Genomic DNA, 15671 nt, shown 5'->3' with positions numbered 1-15671 from the left:
TCTGTTTTTAGAATGCATCCGACCCCGATCCGCTTTTTTTCGTAACTTTCAGCTTCCAAATCCTCCATTGAATGAGAATTTTTGTTTCGCTGATTGGTTTCTTGCTGCTTTTTTCCGGGGTTCATGCACAGGCATTGACATTGCATCAGGTTGTGAATTTTCCTTTTGTCACCAATTCCCTGGGAGATGTCGGCACCTCCGATTGTTGGGGTTATACCGATTCATTGGGCGTTGACTACGCAGTGGTCGGGAATTCAGACCATGTGGCTTTTGTGCGTGCGAGTGACGGTTTGGTGCTGGATACCATTCAATTGGCAAGCATGGGCGATGGTTATTTTCACCGCGCCATTGTAACCAAGGGCCATCATTGTTATGTCGTGGGCGAAATGGTCGGCAAGCGAAATGGATTGGCAACCATTGACATGCAATTCCTGCCTGACAGTGTGCATTTTGTAGGGGCCGACGACATTGGGGGAACCATGCTGCGCTGCCACGAATTGGATGTCGATCCAGGCAGGGACTACCTTTATATGGAAGCAGATGAAATCCTCGGTCAGCAAGGGATTGAAATCTTTAACATCAGCGACCGGGATCATCCATTCAAAGAGGGCTTTATTTCGGTACCCAATACCCACGACATGACCGCGCGCAACGATACGGTTTGGGTTGCTGAGGGTTATACGCCAGCATTTTCCATTTGGAACTGTGCCGACAAAGGCAATCCGATTCGCATCGGCCGCATTACGGATCCAAGCTTTGGCTATTGTCACGGGATTTTCCCCAGCGACGATGGCAAGTTCTTTTTCACCACCGAAGAAACGCCCAACAAGACCGTCAAAGTCTGGGATGCCCATGACCTTAACAATATTTTCCTGCGTGGGCAGTACCTTGGCAACAACAACCTCGCACACAATGTATATGTGATGGGCAATTTGCTCGTTTTCTCCCATTATACCTCCGGCGTCACGATCGTCGATTGGAGCGATCCCGACAACCTTGTCGAGATTGCCGCCTACGATACCTATCCGCAGAATGAAGTTGCCAATTTCTATGGGACGTGGGCTGCATTTCCCTGGACAGCAAATGGTTATATCTACGCGAGCAACTTCGAAGGCAAGTTGTTCATCCTCAATTGGGATCCCAATGCCCCTGTGAATTTACAAGAATCCACCCCGACCCAAGGACAATGCTGGCCCAATCCAATGACTTCGGTGACCAATATTCCCTTGGAGCTCTCTTCAGGGGAGGACGTGTTGGTGCAGGTTTTCAGTTCTACCGGCGAATGCGTTGAAACGGTTTTTTCCGGCAAATTGAACCCTGGGAAATATACACTGCCTTGGCACCCGGGCAGCAATGTCGCCAATGGTATTTACATTTTGAAAGTGAAAGCCGGCGAGAATTTCCGCTCGGAAAAGATCATTTTGACACGATGAGACAGGCATTTCAGGTAGTGGCCACCGTATTTCTAGCCTCATTGGTCTTGGGAGCAATGTTGATGGCCAAGATCAATTTTGGTTGGGTCACCAAGATCGACGCCATGCGTGGCGACCTCGTTACACGTTTTTTCGTGGAAGGGGCACGGTCCGACATTCCGCCATCCGCCGAATTTGAACGTGCGGCTTGGATTTGGATTGTGTTGGGTATAGCAACATTGTTAGGCATCGTGGCGGTTTTCCTGAAGAAGCGCCTTTTCGCGATCGGTACCGCATTGGGATTGATCGTTTTTGCCTCTGTCACGGTGCTCATTCAACCATCGATGACCAATATCAACGGAAACAACCCGCAAACCACTGGCATGGGCATTGCCTTTTTCGGAATCTTAGGAATGTGTATTGTTATCCTGTTGCATACGACCATGCGACAAGATCAAGGCGAATCCCAAAGCAGGTCAAAGCTGTTTTGAGGATTCCCGGCGCAGGCCCCGATCCAACAAATCTCAATCACATCACCCACCTTTTTGCGAAAGGCTCCAGCCTCGTCGATCGCTTCGTGATTCTCCGTTGTTGCGCGCATAACGTGTAAGTCCTGCTTTATGCTCCTCGAATAGACGGGAGATTAAAATACGTAATGACATTCAACAGGATGTAAGTATTTAGGGTAAGGTGCATTTTTTTCGTTGTGCGACGACGAACGGATGACTGCGGAAAATCTGGCTTTTAGGGCTGTATTTCTATATTTTCCGAGGCTTGGAAGGGAAGCTGCCGAGCTTTTTTCATCTTTTTGCAGTGACAGTTCACGAAAATTTATTTGTGCATTAAAATTTTATTTCGTTGTTTGATGTAAGATTTTGACCAAAAGGCTTTGATTGAGGAGGTGATTTTGGCAAAAACGGTGAATTTTTAGGCAGGAGAATATAGGAGATCCATATCGTAGTCGTGATGAGATCAATCGACTGACATAAAACGAATTGGGATTTCAAAAAGATACCGCGGGTTCTGAGAACCGGCATGGCGTTCTTTTGGCTAGCCCCGACCCAAATGGGTATCGGGCATTTTGTTCATCAACTATTCAATATCAAGACTTTATGAAATTGAAATCAACAGCAAGATTGACAATTGGGTGCTTTGCGATCCTGATGTCATTCGGCATGATGAGGGCGCAAAACAGTGCGTCCAACCAACTGCCGTTTAAGGACGACAAGTCCAAAGCCGAATGGATCAAGTCGCATCCAGCGGAGTATGCGAAAATGACTGGCGAAGTGACCGCCAAAAAGGAGGCTCGCCCAGTGAACACGGTTTCGCAGGTAAATCCTCAGCGTCCTGCCAATGACCCCAACCGTGTGGAAAATATCAATCCGGTACGTCCGGCAAACGATCCTAATCGGGTTGAAAATTTGTCCAATCAACCGACCGAGTTGGATCGCGCAACGCTGACAAAGCAGCAGCAGGACGCTTTGAGTCCAGCCCGCAAAGCAGACATGCTCGCTCATCCTGATCGCTACCAGGCTGTCAAATCAACTTCCAATCAATAATCAGCACAGAATATCATGGAAAAAACACATACAATGCGTCAGTCATGGCTGTTGCGCGCTGGATTCATGCTGCTGATGGCTTGCATGATGAGTACAACAGTACTCGCGCAGTGCCTTTCTGCGCCAAATGGATTGTGGCCTTCTGGCACGTACTCCCCGACATGTAACGGCAGTTTCGGGTCTATTACGACAATTGGTTACGCCGGTGAATACTCCAACGTGAGTGTAATTGCGGGTAATACCTATACTTTCAGAAGCTCCATTACGACCGATTTTATCACGATTGGAAATTCCGCCGGAACCTCGGCATTCACTTCTGGCATCGGCGGTATTCTGGGCTTGACCTGGGTTTCGACCGTAACAGGGACTGTGCGTTTCTATACGCATACCAATTCAGGATGCGGATCCAACACAACGTCCCGCACGAGAAGCGTCTCTTGCGGCGTTGCTGCCCCCGCCTATGACCCTTGTGCTTCGCAGCCAACATTTACCTGCGGTATGACCGTTGTGGCAAATAACGGCAACGGCAACGGCGCATGGGACGGCTACGGCGGTCCTTTCGGTGTTCCTGGCCAAGAGGTCCTCTACAAGTTTACTCCTACCGTTTCCGGTAACCACGTGATCAACGTTGTTTCGATGTCGGGTGGCGGCTTTGTCGATTTCTTCTACAAGGCGCAGTCTGTAGGTTGCAACGCTACCGGCTGGACCTATATCGATGACTTTATAGGCGCGGGGCCTTCTGTCAATTTCAACTTGACTGCCGGCACCACCTATTACATCATGATCGATGACGAAAACACCACCGCTACGTCGGTGACCTTCAACATCACATGCCCTACGCTTCCATCGTATGATCCTTGTGCCAGCACGCCTACGATCAGTGCTTGCGGTGTTGCTACATCCAGCAGCAATGCGTCGGGTCAAGGTGCATGGGACACTTACGGCGGTCCTTTTGGGGTTCCCGGCCAAGAAAAAGTCTTCAAGTTTACGCCAGCCAACTCCGGCTTGTACACCATTGATGTATCTGCCATCTCCGGTAGCTACATTGACTTCTTCTTCAAGGCACAAAGCTCCGGCTGCAACTCGACAGGTTGGACCTACATCGATGATTTCATCGGTACCGGCTCTAGCGTGACCTTCTCTTTGACCGCAGGTACACCTTATTACATTATGTGGGATGATGAAGACCAGACCGCATCGTCTGTGACATTCTCCTTGAGCTGCCCTGCTCCCGATCCATGTACCAATATCTCTGCAGTCAGCTGCGGCTCTTCCACCACCACCACATTGAATGGCACGGTATCGGCCTTCAACCCTGGTGGCTGCTTCTCGACCCCAGGTCAAGAGCAGGTTTACAGCTTCACTGCACCAGCGACCGGTTCCTACACCATCAATGTTTTGGGCTCAACAGGATCCGACTACTTTGACTACTACTACAAATCAGCTGGTGCAGGTTGCGGCCCAACCGGTTGGACATGCATCGATGATATCACGGGTTCCGGTACTTCGGTCACCTTCACCCTTACCGGTGGTACGACCTACTACATCTTGGTAGACAAGGAAAACTTCATCGGCAACACCGCTACGATGAGCCAAACATGGTCCATCGGCTGCCCACCACCTCCTCCTGCCAACGATAATTGCGCGAATGCAACCGTTTTCACTGGCAACAGCCAGGCATTTACCACGGTTTCTGCCTCCGGTACTGACATCAGCTCATGTACTTTTGGTGACTTCAATGACGTCTGGTTCTCATGGACTGCCCCTTCTTGTGGTCAAGTCACATTCAACACTTGCGGTTCCGGCTTTGACACCCACTTGTCTCTCTGGAGCAGCTGCGGTGCTGGCGAAATTGCTTGTAACGATGACTTCTGCGGATTGCAGTCGTCGATCTCTGCCACGGTCGTGGCTGGTCAAACCTACTACCTGCGCGCAGCCGGCTACAACGGTGCCCAAGGAACCGGTACGATCAACATGAGCATGAGCGCACCCCTCTCGGGAAGTGCATCCTCGACCGATGTTTCCTGCTTCAGCGGCAACAATGGTAGTGCATCTGTCTCTGTTTCTGGCGGATCCGGTAGCTACAGCTACAACTGGAGCAACGGTGGCAACACCGCAACCATCTCCGGCTTGACGGCTGGCAACTACTCCGTGGTCGTTACCGACGGATTCGGCTGCACATATTCGGCTGCTGTCACTGTCAATGAGCCAACCGCATTGGGCGGCAGCCTTGCTGCTCAAACCTATGTCGGTGGTGTGAACGTGAGCTGCAACGGCGCTGCTGACGGTTCCATTTTTGCCAACATCAGCGGTGGAACAGCACCTTACAGCTACGCTTGGAGCAACGGCGGTTCATCGCAGATGATCACCGGTTTGACTGCCGGCAACTATTCTGTGGTCGTCACTGACGCCAATGGCTGTACCTTCGGCGCCTCGATCACCTTGACCGAGCCTGCTCCGATGGCCAATACCATCAGCGCAGCAACCTTCGCTTGCGGCACCAATGTGAGCTGCAACGGGGCTTCTGACGGTTCGATCAACCTCACCGTCACCGGCGGTTCCGGCAACTATGCATTCTCTTGGAGCAATGGTGCAACCACCGAAGACCTGAGCGGCTTGACCGCGGGAACCTACAGCGTCACCGCTGTCGATCAGAACGGTTGCAGCACATCTGCAACAATTACGTTGACCGAGCCTGCCTTGTTGACCGCCAGCCTGAACAGCAGCGTCTACGCTTGCGGATACGGCATCAGCTGCAACGGCGCATCTGACGGTAGCTTGAGCTCCGTAGTAAACGGTGGCTGTGCACCTTATTCTTATGCTTGGAGCACCGGCGGAATCGGCGGCACCATCAACGGCTTGTCGGCTGGCATGTACAGCGTTACCGTGACCGATGCCAATGGCTGCCAAGCCTTTGCAACCGGGCGAATTGACCCAGCCTGCCCCTGTTACTGTGAGCTGCTCCGGCAACACCACCGTGTATTATGGATGGTCTTCGAATGCCTGCGCAACGATTTCGGCTTCCGGTATCGGTGGCGGTTGTGGCCCTTATAGCATCCTCTGGAGCAATGGCGCAACAACTGCTTCGCAGACCGTTTGCCCAAGTGTCAGCACGGATTACACCGTGACTGTTACCGACGCAAACGGTTGTACTGCAAGCTGCGTGGTGCGTGTCTGCGTGATCGACGTGCGTTGCGGAAACAACTTGCAGAAAATCGAAATCTGCCACAATCCTCCTGGAAATGCCCAGACTTTGTGCGTCTCTCCAAATGCTGTCCTGAATCACTTGTCACATGGTGACCACCTGGGTGCCTGCGGAAGCAACGTACCTTGTGGACCTAACAATAAGTCCGCCGGTGCAGAACCTGCTGCTGCAGTCGATGCAATCGAAATGACTGCATTCCCCAACCCATTCCAGTCCAGCACAACTTTGCGTTTCACCGTTCCTGCGGATGACAACGTAACGTTGACTGTTTTTGCAATGGACGGCCGCAACATGGGATCGATCTTCGAAGGTGCTGTCAATGGCGGCAAAACCTACGAAGCCGATTTCAAAGCTGATGGCGCTGCCAACGGCATCTACTTCGCCAAACTCACCAGCGCCAACGGCACGGTGACGACGATGAAGCTTGTTTTGATGAACTAATCGGCTTGCCGATGATCTAAGAATGATTGCACGAGGGCTGATCGCAAGATTGGCCCTCGTGGTTTTTAGCGCAATTCGTCCGGCAAGGAGGAAAAAATCAACGGCATTGGATGACCTTTCCACGTTGTACGAAGGGAAAATCATCGGTCATCCGCAATTAGTTTTCAGAAAATCAGCCGGTTGACGGATGTTGGAGGAGAACCCAAAGGTTAATCCTTCGATTCGTCGGGTTCATTTTCTTTTTTCTCGCGCTGTTTGAACCAAGGGTGTTTTTGGTCCAAGACATCCTCCAAATCGGTCACGCCGCCGCTCAAAACATATTTCATCAATTCGGCAGCATCGACGTCGGGGAGGGGAGTGAGCAGGCGTGAGGGAACAATAAACAGTTGACCAGAAACGCTGTAGGAAAACGGAATATACACGGCAACCTTTCCTTCGAATCCCATTCCAAGTTTTTCCAGACCTTCATCCGTGACGAATCCAAACCTTTGCAATTCTGCGTCGCCGCTGATTTGTACCAACACAGGCTTGTTGAAGCGCTTTTTTTCGCCCATGAACGCTTCCATCAAATCCTTGATCGAGCTGTAAACAAACTTCAAACCTGGAGTGCGCGATAGGACTTCCTCAAAAATCATGAAGAGCGGTTTGAGCACGATCGTTTGTGCCATGACGCCCACCACAAACACAACCAACAGGATAAACAGCAGCGTCAGCCATTCATTCGGGAAAAAACTGTATTGCCTGAGAAGGTCGTACAGGTATTTGCCAGTGAGGACCACAGCCATCAATGGGACAACTGTAATGACTCCCTGCAAAAAATAGCTGAGTAATTTACTGATGACTTTTTTCACGGTTCAGAGAATCGGCATTCAAAAATGGGCGACCAAAGCGTCGAAGCTCAAAGTTAACGTAAGTCCGTGATCGAATAAAAATGTGATTTATGTAACATTCAATATGATTTGGCGCAGAAATTTGATCCGGGATTTGGATTCGAATATCGGAGAACGGAAGAAACGAATCTACCCAGCGGTTGGGGATACTATTTTGGACGTTGGAATCGTTGCGTTCATCGTGTGAGGCTCCAATTCAGTCGAAAGCACGAATCCTTTTGACTCAGCCACCCGTAAATTTGCCAAAGAGATTGAAAGAGATGGAAACCAAACCAGATAAAATGACCACAGAATCCAAGTCGAAATTTTCCTTGCCACCGGAATGGATCGGGGCCGTCATTGGCGGATTTGGCCATGCGATGCTCGTGACCGATGATGTGGGTCATATCATCATGATCAATGAGAAGGCTGCGCGCTTGTTAGGGGTCAATTCCAGCACCGTGATCGGTCAACCACTGACCGCCTTGATCTCCGTGGTTGATTCACGTACCAATCAGATGGTGGATTTGCCCATCGCGCAGGTTTTAAGCCTTGGGCTAAAAATATCTTCCGACGAAGGCTATTCCAAGGCTGTTTTGCCGAGTGGAGGGCATTTGGTATCCTTCACCGTGGGCCGCATCCGTGATGAAGTAGGTGCTGTGGTCGGAGCGGTGATGTCGATCAATTGTCCAGCAAATCCTGAAGGCAACCTGCCGGCGATCACGCCGGAACACATGGCAACCTCCGCCCAAATCGCGGAAGGACCCATTTGCAACAGTCAGACGCAATCCATCTACGTAAGAAGCAGCGGGCGCTATGTTAGGATTTTGATTGCCGACCTGCTGTGGGTGGAGGCAATGGAAAACTACGTGCAGCTCCAAACGATAAAGGAGAAATTTGTGGTGCATACCACTTTGAAGAGTATTGCTGAGGCGTTGACCTGCAAAGGCTATCAGCGCATTCATCGCTCATTCATCGTGAAAACCAATGCCATTGAGAGCATAGAAGAGAGTCATGTCGTTGTCAACGGCACACCGCTCCCCATTGGAAAATCGTACCGCAGCGAGCTTTTGGGTGTGCTGACCTTGCTTTGAGAAGGGAAGTTTGCCAGCTCAAAAGGTGTGTTGGCAACGATAAAAACTGACTTTCGTCAAATTTATCTTGATCCTAAAACTTGAAAGTTTGAAATTTCTAAAGGATTTTGAGAGAATTGAGGGTGTTGCACCCAAAGGTGAAATAGAATTGTGATTTAGATAGTTGGTGTTCGTTTTTGGAATAAGAGTTCTGATTTTAGTTGGTTAAGTTGGTTTTTGGGAGAGCGCCCCGCCCGGGGTGCTCTCCTGTTTATAGGTATCCCGTTTCAACTTCGCTTCTGGTTTGCATTGACGTTGCCGAATCAATTTTCAACGAAAAGGAGCGCGGATTCAGTTGATTCAATTCCCTTTCAAGCCTTTCGTCAATTCGCCAAACGGCAAATCCCCCGACGGCAACGGTGCAACCAATTGGATGCGTTCGCCCTTGCGTACAGGATGATCAAAGCTGATTTTCCAGGAAAAGAGGGCGATCGATTGATCTGCGAGAAAGGCCGTGCGATTGTAGCGCCCATCACCCATTACGCCACAACCGATTTTAGCCAATTGCACCCGAATCTGATGCTTACGGCCGGTTTCCAACTCCACTTCAAGCAAGGCACGACCTTGATGTTCAGCAAGTACCACGTATTTTAATGCAGCCGGTTTGCGCTCAGGCCCCGCCTCGTCATAGGCACGCATGATATGGGCCTGCCCAGGCACCGGGCCGACAAAACCCTCCAAACGCCCTTCGCGCGCTTTGGGCACGGCGATGGTCCCGACGAGATAACGTTTCTCTATTTGGCGCTTTTGAAACATTTCAGAAAGGCGTTCAGCAGCTTTCGACGTTTTTGCCATCAACATCAAACCTCCGGCAGGCCGGTCGAGGCGGTGCAGCAATCCGACATAGACATTTCCGGGCTTCTGATACTTTTCACGGATGTAAGCCATCACCCATTCATTTGCCGCAAGATCGCCACTGTCGTCGGACTGAGAAGGCATTCCAAATGGCTTGACGATGGCAATCAAGTGATTGTCTTCATAGACTACCGTAGGTGTGCTACGAGATTCTGTTTCCATCGTGCAAATTTGAGAAAATTTGCTAATTTGAGGCCGCGCTCAATTCAAAACTCTCAAAAGGTGGTGGAATGAGCCTGCCTTCGGCCGTTTCAAATATCGGTCGTGGGTATTGAAAAGATTCGCACCTAAACGATTGGAAAGACACGATGAGGTTTGAAAATGATGTCATGATCAGCTATGCTTGGCGTGACAATCAACCACCCCCTATGACCAAACAGGAAGGCTGGGTCTCCGCATTTCAAAGTGCCTTGGAATATTGGCTGAAACAATTGCTTGCAAGGCCGGTCAAAGTGTGGCGCGACAAAAACCAAATGCCTGGCAACAAGATCTTTGCCGAAGAACTGGATCAGGTGGTCGCAGACTGTGCCATCCTGCTCACCGTGATTTCGGAGCCCTACCTTTCCTCCGAATGGTGTGCCCGTGAACTGGACAATTTTGTCAAAGCGGCCGAAACCCAAGGCGGACTCCAAGTTGACAACAACTACCGCATCTTCAAAATCAACAAGTTTCCGGTCAATCGCAATTCGATTCCGCAAAGGTTGTCGGTCGTGACCGGCTTTGACTTTTTTGAGCAGGATCCTGATTCCCGCGTCACTGCGCCGATTGATCCGAGTTTTGGTGATGCCAAAAAGGAAATGTTCATCCGCAAGGTCTATGATGTTGCGGTCGCATTGGCACAATTGCTCAAGGATCTGGAATCCAAAGGCTTAAAGCCAGGTTCTAGCCTTCCTGAAAATGGGACAAATGCTGGCGAGCGCGTTCATCAACCCGTCACTTTGCCCGTCACCGAGGCGCCCCCAGCCGTTTCCACGACGGAATCCAATCTCGAACGCAAAATCTTCATTCTCCATACCGAGGAAGACAAAGATGCCGTCAGAGAGCTGCGCAAGGGCTTCAAAACGATGCCGTTGGCTGCTCAATCGGTGACATTGACATTGCCGGTTTTTGAAGGAGACGCAGCAACCGTTGCCGAAATCAACAAACAGCGCCTGCTGCAATGCGATGCGGTAATCGTCTTTTGGGGCAATGGAGGCGAAACTTGGCTGCAATCTACCCTCGATGAGCTAAGATCGGTGATCAGCAATGAAAGGAACGCTCCCTTCAAGGCCGATCATTTGGTCTATGTCGCGGGCAAAGGAACCAACACCAAGGCAGATTATCTGCTTGATTTTGAGGATGGTTTGATATCGGATGGCATTACCGTCGTTGAAGGCATTCATGAGGTGCCGCATTCGAAGCTCATTCAATTTGTTCAATCCATTCAGTAGGCAACAGGGAAGGTTGGAGAATATGGCTTTTGAGCACGATATCATGATCAGTTATACCTGGCGCGACAATCAGCCGCCTCCGATGTCAAAGTCGGAAGGTTGGGTGTCGGGATTTCAGGAAGGACTCGAGTTTTGGCTCAAACAGGTCATGCCGCGACAGCCCAAAGTTTGGCGTGACAAGAACCAAATGGCTGGAAACAAGGTCTTTTCTGACGAATTGCACCAAGTCGTTTCCAATTCGGCGATTTTGTTGGCGGTGCTTTCCGAGCCCTATCTTTCCTCCGAATGGTGTGCAAAGGAATTGCAAACATTCGTGACGGCTGCCGATGGACAAGGCGGCTTGGAAATCAACAATGACTACAGAATATTTAAAATCAATAAGTTGCCGGTCGACCGGAAGGCATTGCCGCCCACGTTGACGGTCGTCACGGGTTTCGATTTCTTCGAATTGGACGCTGAAACACGTGTGATCGCACCCATTGATCCAAGCTTTGGTGAGACCGAAAAGCAACGTTTTATCCGCAAGGTGTATGATGTGGCCGTCGCCATGGCACGTCTCCTCAAACAAATCGAATTGGAGGGTTTTGGCAAGGACGATGACGATGAAAATGCGGCCACGGAAGGAAATGGGGAGGAAGGAACGGGCAATTCGACAAATGCAAAACCTGCTGAGCCCATTGCGCCGGGTCTCACGGTTTTTTTACCCTTCACCACGCGCGATCAACGTGAAGTCAGAGAAGACCTTGTCGCCGAGTTGACCCGACGCAACTGCAAGATTCTTCCCGAAGAGCAAACTGCTTTGGAGGATGTCGAAGCCTTCAAGCAGGCAGTAAAGGCCGATTTGGAAAAGGCAGACCTTGCCATTCACCTCATCGGTGCGCGCTACGGGACTGTTTTGGAGGGCGAAACCCGTTCCGTCACAGAGCTTCAAAACCAATGGGCAGCCGAAGAAAGCCGCAAGCGCGGCCTCAAACGCCTGATTTGGCTCCCCAAAAACATCGGCGAACTCACAGGGCAGCAATTCACCTTTGTCGATTGCCTGCGCACAGATCGCACTGCCTTGGAAGGTGCTGATTTTCTTGAGGATACGGTGGAAAATATGAAAGGGATTGTCTTGGAAATGATCAAGCCAAAACCCAAACCGCAGGCGGAGGATCCATCGGCATCGCCGGATGAAAAGAAGCTCTATATCTGGCACGACGAATCAGACAAGGATGCCGTGCGTGAATTGCGCAAAGCGCTCCGTGACAAAATTGTCGGCGGGCAGCCGCTGAAGATTCTTTTGCCGGTGTTTGATGGCGACGCCGCTTCCTTGCGTGAAATTCAGCGGCAACGGTTGCAGGAATGTGATGCGGTCCTGATCTTTTGGGGCGGCAGCAGTCAGGCTTGGGTCGAATCTTGCCTCGGAGAAATTCGAAAAGCTCCCGGTTTTGGACGCACGCAAAAATTTGCCAGTAAACATCTCATCTACCTCGGCGGCACAAAAACAAGTGCCAAGGAAGATTGGTCACTTGATTTTCAAGATGGTTTACTGGAACCTGATGTCGCAACTGTCGAAGGTTTTGACAGTATTGCCACCGCAGCCTTGGATCAATTCATTCAAACGATCCAATAAGCCATGGCAGAACCACGCAGCCGCAGAAGAAAAACCGTTGACCATCCCTTTCCAGGGTTGCGGCCGTTTTTGCGCCGTGAAAACCTGATCTTTTTTGGCCGTGAAGGCCAAACGGATTCTCTGATCGAACGCCTGCGCCAAAACCATTTTCTGGCCGTTTTGGGTTCCTCAGGCAGCGGGAAAAGTTCGTTGGTACGCGCAGGTTTGTTGCCGGCATTGGAAAACGGATTGATGGCAGGTGCCCGTTCGCATTGGAAAATGGCCGTGATCAGGCCTGGAGAGCGTCCGATTGCCTACTTGGCCAACGCCTTGGCCGAGCTCGTCTCCAATCCGGAGGATCCTGGGTACCAGATGATTCCCGCAAGGATGATGCTGGAAACCATGCTGATATCCAGCAGTTTCGGCCTGAAAGAGGCGGCACTGGGACCTATTTTGTTGCCAAATGAAAACCTCCTTGTGGTCGTTGATCAGTTTGAGGAGATTTTCCGGTTCAACGAAGGCAGTCAGGATGTGGAGCGGCTCAATGAAGCCAAGGCTTTCATTCGCTTGTTATTGGAAGCGAGCAGCGATCCCAATTTGCCCGTGTACGTGGTCATCACGATGCGGAGCGACTTTTTGGGCGAATGTCCGCGCTTCAGGGATTTGCCGGAAGCCATCAACGCCGGCCAATATTTGGTTCCGCGCCTGACACGTGCGCAGATGCGCGAAGCCATCGCCGGACCTGCCGCAGTTTTTCAGGAGGAAATCGCACCTGATTTGGTGATCCGTTTGCTGAATGACATCGGCGACAACCCCGATCAATTGCCGATTTTGCAGCATGCGCTCATGCGCACCTGGAACCATCACAAGCCGGGCGAGGAAGTCTGTGTCGCCGATTATGAAGCGATTGGCGGCTTGCAAAATGCACTCAATCAGCATGCAGAGGAAATTTACGCCAATTTGGAGGCCCAAGGCCTAGGTTTGGTCGTGGAGGCTGTTTTCAAGCGGCTCACCGAAACTGAAACCGTAGGAAAGGGAATACGGCGTCCGACACGGCTATCAGAAGTTTTTGCGACCGCCGGTGTGACGCAGGAAAAAGTCATTCAAGTGGTCGAGGCGTTTCGCGCGCCGGGTTGCAGTTTTCTGATGCCTCCTGTGGACGTGCCTTTGGCCGCGGATTCGATTTTGGACATCTCGCATGAGAGCTTCATGCGCTTGTGGGCGCGCTTGGGCGACTGGGTGCGCGAAGAATTCCGCTCCGCAGAGGAATATCAGCGCCTTTCCAAAGCCGCCTCGGATTATCAAGCGGGCAAAGTCAATCTCTGGCGCCAACCCGAATTGGGCATCGCCCTCAAGTGGCGGGAATCGGCCAACCCGGGCGCTGCTTGGGCCTCGCGCTACGATGGCAACTTCACAGCCTCGATGAAATTCCTCGACGACAGCTTGGCCGCTTGGAAAAAAGAAGAGGAAGACAAGGCGGCGGTCATTTTGCTGGAACGTCAATCCGAAGAACGAAAGCATACGGTCAGACGGCAACGCCGCGCAATCTTGCTGATGAGTTTCTTGTTGGTGATCACGATTTTATCTTCGATATGGTCCTTGAAAAAGACCTGGGAGGCCGACAAAAACCTCCAAGATGCCAAGACAAACTTGAGCTATGCCGAGCAGAGTTGGGAGGCACTGAAGGAGAAGCAGGAACTGCTGAATCTCGCGATCAAGACGATTACCCAGCGCAATGATTCGCTACGAATGAATGCGGATTCGATTGAGGCACTGGATTCTATCCGAAATCTTTTGTTGTTGGATGCCCAGAAAAGCAGCCGGATTCTCAAGGATCGAAACTTCGCAATTGAACAAAATCGCAAGGAACTCGCGAAAATCAATCAGGCGCTTGAAAGCAAAAGGGATTCGCTCAACGGGAGCCTGAAAGAACAAAAACTGGCCACTGAAAAAGCCAATCTCCTGCGGGACAGTGCAAACACCCGCAGTGCACAACTTGAAGCCTTGCAGTGGGCGGCGCGATCCTTTGAAGCACCCCTGCGGGAAACGGCTGCGCGCTTGGCTACCAATGCCTACAAGCAGTTCACCAAAAATGAGGGCAACCCCAACGACCCGCAGATTTATGCCGCATTGCATGCCGCGTTTGAGCGTTACACGCCTCTGATTCGCAAGCAATTGAATACTGTAGTCGTAGCATTTGACTACGATTCGCAGCACGACAAGGCCAATGCCATCAACCTCGCTGGAAAAATGTATCAGTTTTTCGTTGAGGGCGGAGGTGCGCATTTTGAAGTCAAAGCGACTTCCACATTGCTGGATGGCCGGTTGATGAGCCACGGGGTCGATCGCAAAACCGTTTTTGCCTCCAACTTGTCGCATGACTTATTGGTTTTCAAGGGATTGGGAGGGTATCTTGCCCGAGAATTGAAAGGTCATTCAACCACCGTTACGGCTGCGATCGAGGTTCCGCAAACTGGTGAAATCTGGAGTACTGACGCGTACGGAGGGCTTTTGATCTGGGACAAAGACGAATCGCAATCCAAGCCGCGTAAATTCCCCACGGTATTCAAGGGTGGCGTCACGACGATGGCCATTGATGTCAAAGGCAACCACGTTGCCATCGCTTCGCCCAATGCGCTCACGCTGTTCAACGCTCCTGACGGCAAAATTTTTAAAACGATCAGCATTTCCGGCAATCCCACGGCATTGGCTTTCAGCAAGGATGGGAGCACCCTTGCTTTCGGATTGGAAAGTGGACGCGTAGGTTACTATGCATTGAAAAGCGGAATATTGGACACTTTGCGCGTGCATTCCGCACAGGTTTCCGGGATTTGCTTTTCGCCCGACGGGCGGTTTGTTGCGACTTGCAGCTATGATCAAACCATTCGGCTTTGGGAAGTGGAGCGACTATATGAACAACCGATTGTCCTCAAAGGCCATACAAGTTGGGTGATCGGCATCGGGTTCAGGAAGGATTCAAAATTCCTCTATTCCGTTTCACGCGACAAAACGATGCGTTATTGGTATACAGAGTCGGAAAGCATGGCAAATGATCTTGAGAAAATTGTGGATCGGCTGGAATTTGACGACCAAGAGATCAAGCAGTATCAACAAGACAAAGGCATCAACAGAAAATAAAAATGCGCAAAACACCTCGCATATTCCTTGTTGCA

At 50.9% G+C, this 15671-nt stretch carries 10 protein-coding genes; 8 read left to right on the top strand and 2 right to left on the bottom strand.

Features of this window, described 5'->3' with window-relative positions; genetic code table 11:
- Positions 1-71: 71 nt before the first annotated feature.
- The 4 genes from IPN95_13920 (at position 72) to IPN95_13905 (ending at position 6025) form a co-directional block, all read left to right on the top strand.
- Positions 72-1433 (top strand): choice-of-anchor B family protein, encoded by a 1362-nt coding sequence (locus IPN95_13920; GenBank protein MBK9450471.1) that lies wholly within the window; start codon positions 72-74, stop codon positions 1431-1433.
- The gene (locus IPN95_13915) at positions 1430-1903 is read left to right on the top strand and encodes a hypothetical protein (protein MBK9450470.1); all 474 of its coding nucleotides are present in this window, start codon (positions 1430-1432) and stop codon (positions 1901-1903) included. Before IPN95_13920 ends, IPN95_13915 begins: the two co-directional genes overlap by 4 nt.
- 504 nt (positions 1904-2407) lie before the next feature.
- The gene (locus IPN95_13910; protein ID MBK9450469.1) at positions 2408-2971 is read left to right on the top strand and encodes a hypothetical protein; all 564 of its coding nucleotides are present in this window, start codon (positions 2408-2410) and stop codon (positions 2969-2971) included.
- A 15-nt stretch (positions 2972-2986) separates the two neighbouring features.
- A complete protein-coding gene (locus IPN95_13905; protein MBK9450468.1) occupies positions 2987-6025 on the top strand; it encodes a hypothetical protein in 3039 nt (1012 codons plus the stop codon).
- 801 nt (positions 6026-6826) lie between these two features.
- On the opposite strand, the gene IPN95_13900 is transcribed toward IPN95_13905, so the two are convergent.
- Positions 6827-7468, bottom strand: coding sequence for a DUF502 domain-containing protein (locus tag IPN95_13900; GenBank protein ID MBK9450467.1), 642 nt, complete (start codon positions 7466-7468; stop codon positions 6827-6829).
- 320 nt (positions 7469-7788) lie between these two features.
- Between IPN95_13900 and IPN95_13895 the strand changes: the two genes are divergently transcribed.
- Positions 7789-8580, top strand: coding sequence for a LytTR family transcriptional regulator DNA-binding domain-containing protein (locus tag IPN95_13895; protein MBK9450466.1), 792 nt, complete (start codon positions 7789-7791; stop codon positions 8578-8580).
- 339 nt (positions 8581-8919) lie between these two features.
- Here the strand turns inward: IPN95_13895 and IPN95_13890 are convergent, their stop codons facing one another.
- Positions 8920-9636: an RluA family pseudouridine synthase gene (locus tag IPN95_13890; protein MBK9450465.1), complete on the bottom strand. Its 717-nt coding sequence runs from the start codon at positions 9634-9636 to the stop codon at positions 8920-8922.
- A gap of 146 nt (positions 9637-9782) precedes the next feature.
- On the opposite strand from IPN95_13890, the gene IPN95_13885 reads away from it, so the two are divergent.
- Genes IPN95_13885 through IPN95_13875 form a run of 3 tightly spaced genes read left to right on the top strand, consistent with a single transcriptional unit; the run spans position 9783 to position 15636 of the window.
- The gene (locus tag IPN95_13885) at positions 9783-10904 is read left to right on the top strand and encodes a toll/interleukin-1 receptor domain-containing protein (protein MBK9450464.1); all 1122 of its coding nucleotides are present in this window, start codon (positions 9783-9785) and stop codon (positions 10902-10904) included.
- A gap of 43 nt (positions 10905-10947) precedes the next feature.
- Positions 10948-12519, top strand: coding sequence for a TIR domain-containing protein (locus IPN95_13880; protein MBK9450463.1), 1572 nt, complete (start codon positions 10948-10950; stop codon positions 12517-12519).
- A 3-nt stretch (positions 12520-12522) separates the two neighbouring features.
- Positions 12523-15636 (top strand): hypothetical protein, encoded by a 3114-nt coding sequence (locus IPN95_13875; GenBank protein ID MBK9450462.1) that lies wholly within the window; start codon positions 12523-12525, stop codon positions 15634-15636.
- Positions 15637-15671: the final 35 nt, after the last annotated feature.

The organism is Bacteroidota bacterium (assembly GCA_016718825.1).
Classification (GTDB): Bacteria; Bacteroidota; Bacteroidia; order J057; family JADKCL01; genus JADKCL01.
This window is presented reverse-complemented; position numbering and strand designations above follow the sequence as displayed.

Coding starts and splice junctions, on each gene's coding strand:
- IPN95_13880 (MBK9450463.1), top strand. CDS start 10,948: ATGATCAGTTATACCTGGCGCGACAATCAGCCGCCTCCGATGTCAAAG.
- IPN95_13875 (MBK9450462.1), top strand. CDS start 12,523: ATGGCAGAACCACGCAGCCGCAGAAGAAAAACCGTTGACCATCCCTTT.
- IPN95_13905 (MBK9450468.1), top strand. CDS start 2,987: ATGGAAAAAACACATACAATGCGTCAGTCATGGCTGTTGCGCGCTGGA.
- IPN95_13885 (MBK9450464.1), top strand. CDS start 9,783: ATGAGGTTTGAAAATGATGTCATGATCAGCTATGCTTGGCGTGACAAT.
- IPN95_13890 (MBK9450465.1), bottom strand. CDS start 9,636: ATGGAAACAGAATCTCGTAGCACACCTACGGTAGTCTATGAAGACAAT.
- IPN95_13915 (MBK9450470.1), top strand. CDS start 1,430: ATGAGACAGGCATTTCAGGTAGTGGCCACCGTATTTCTAGCCTCATTG.
- IPN95_13895 (MBK9450466.1), top strand. CDS start 7,789: ATGACCACAGAATCCAAGTCGAAATTTTCCTTGCCACCGGAATGGATC.
- IPN95_13920 (MBK9450471.1), top strand. CDS start 72: ATGAGAATTTTTGTTTCGCTGATTGGTTTCTTGCTGCTTTTTTCCGGG.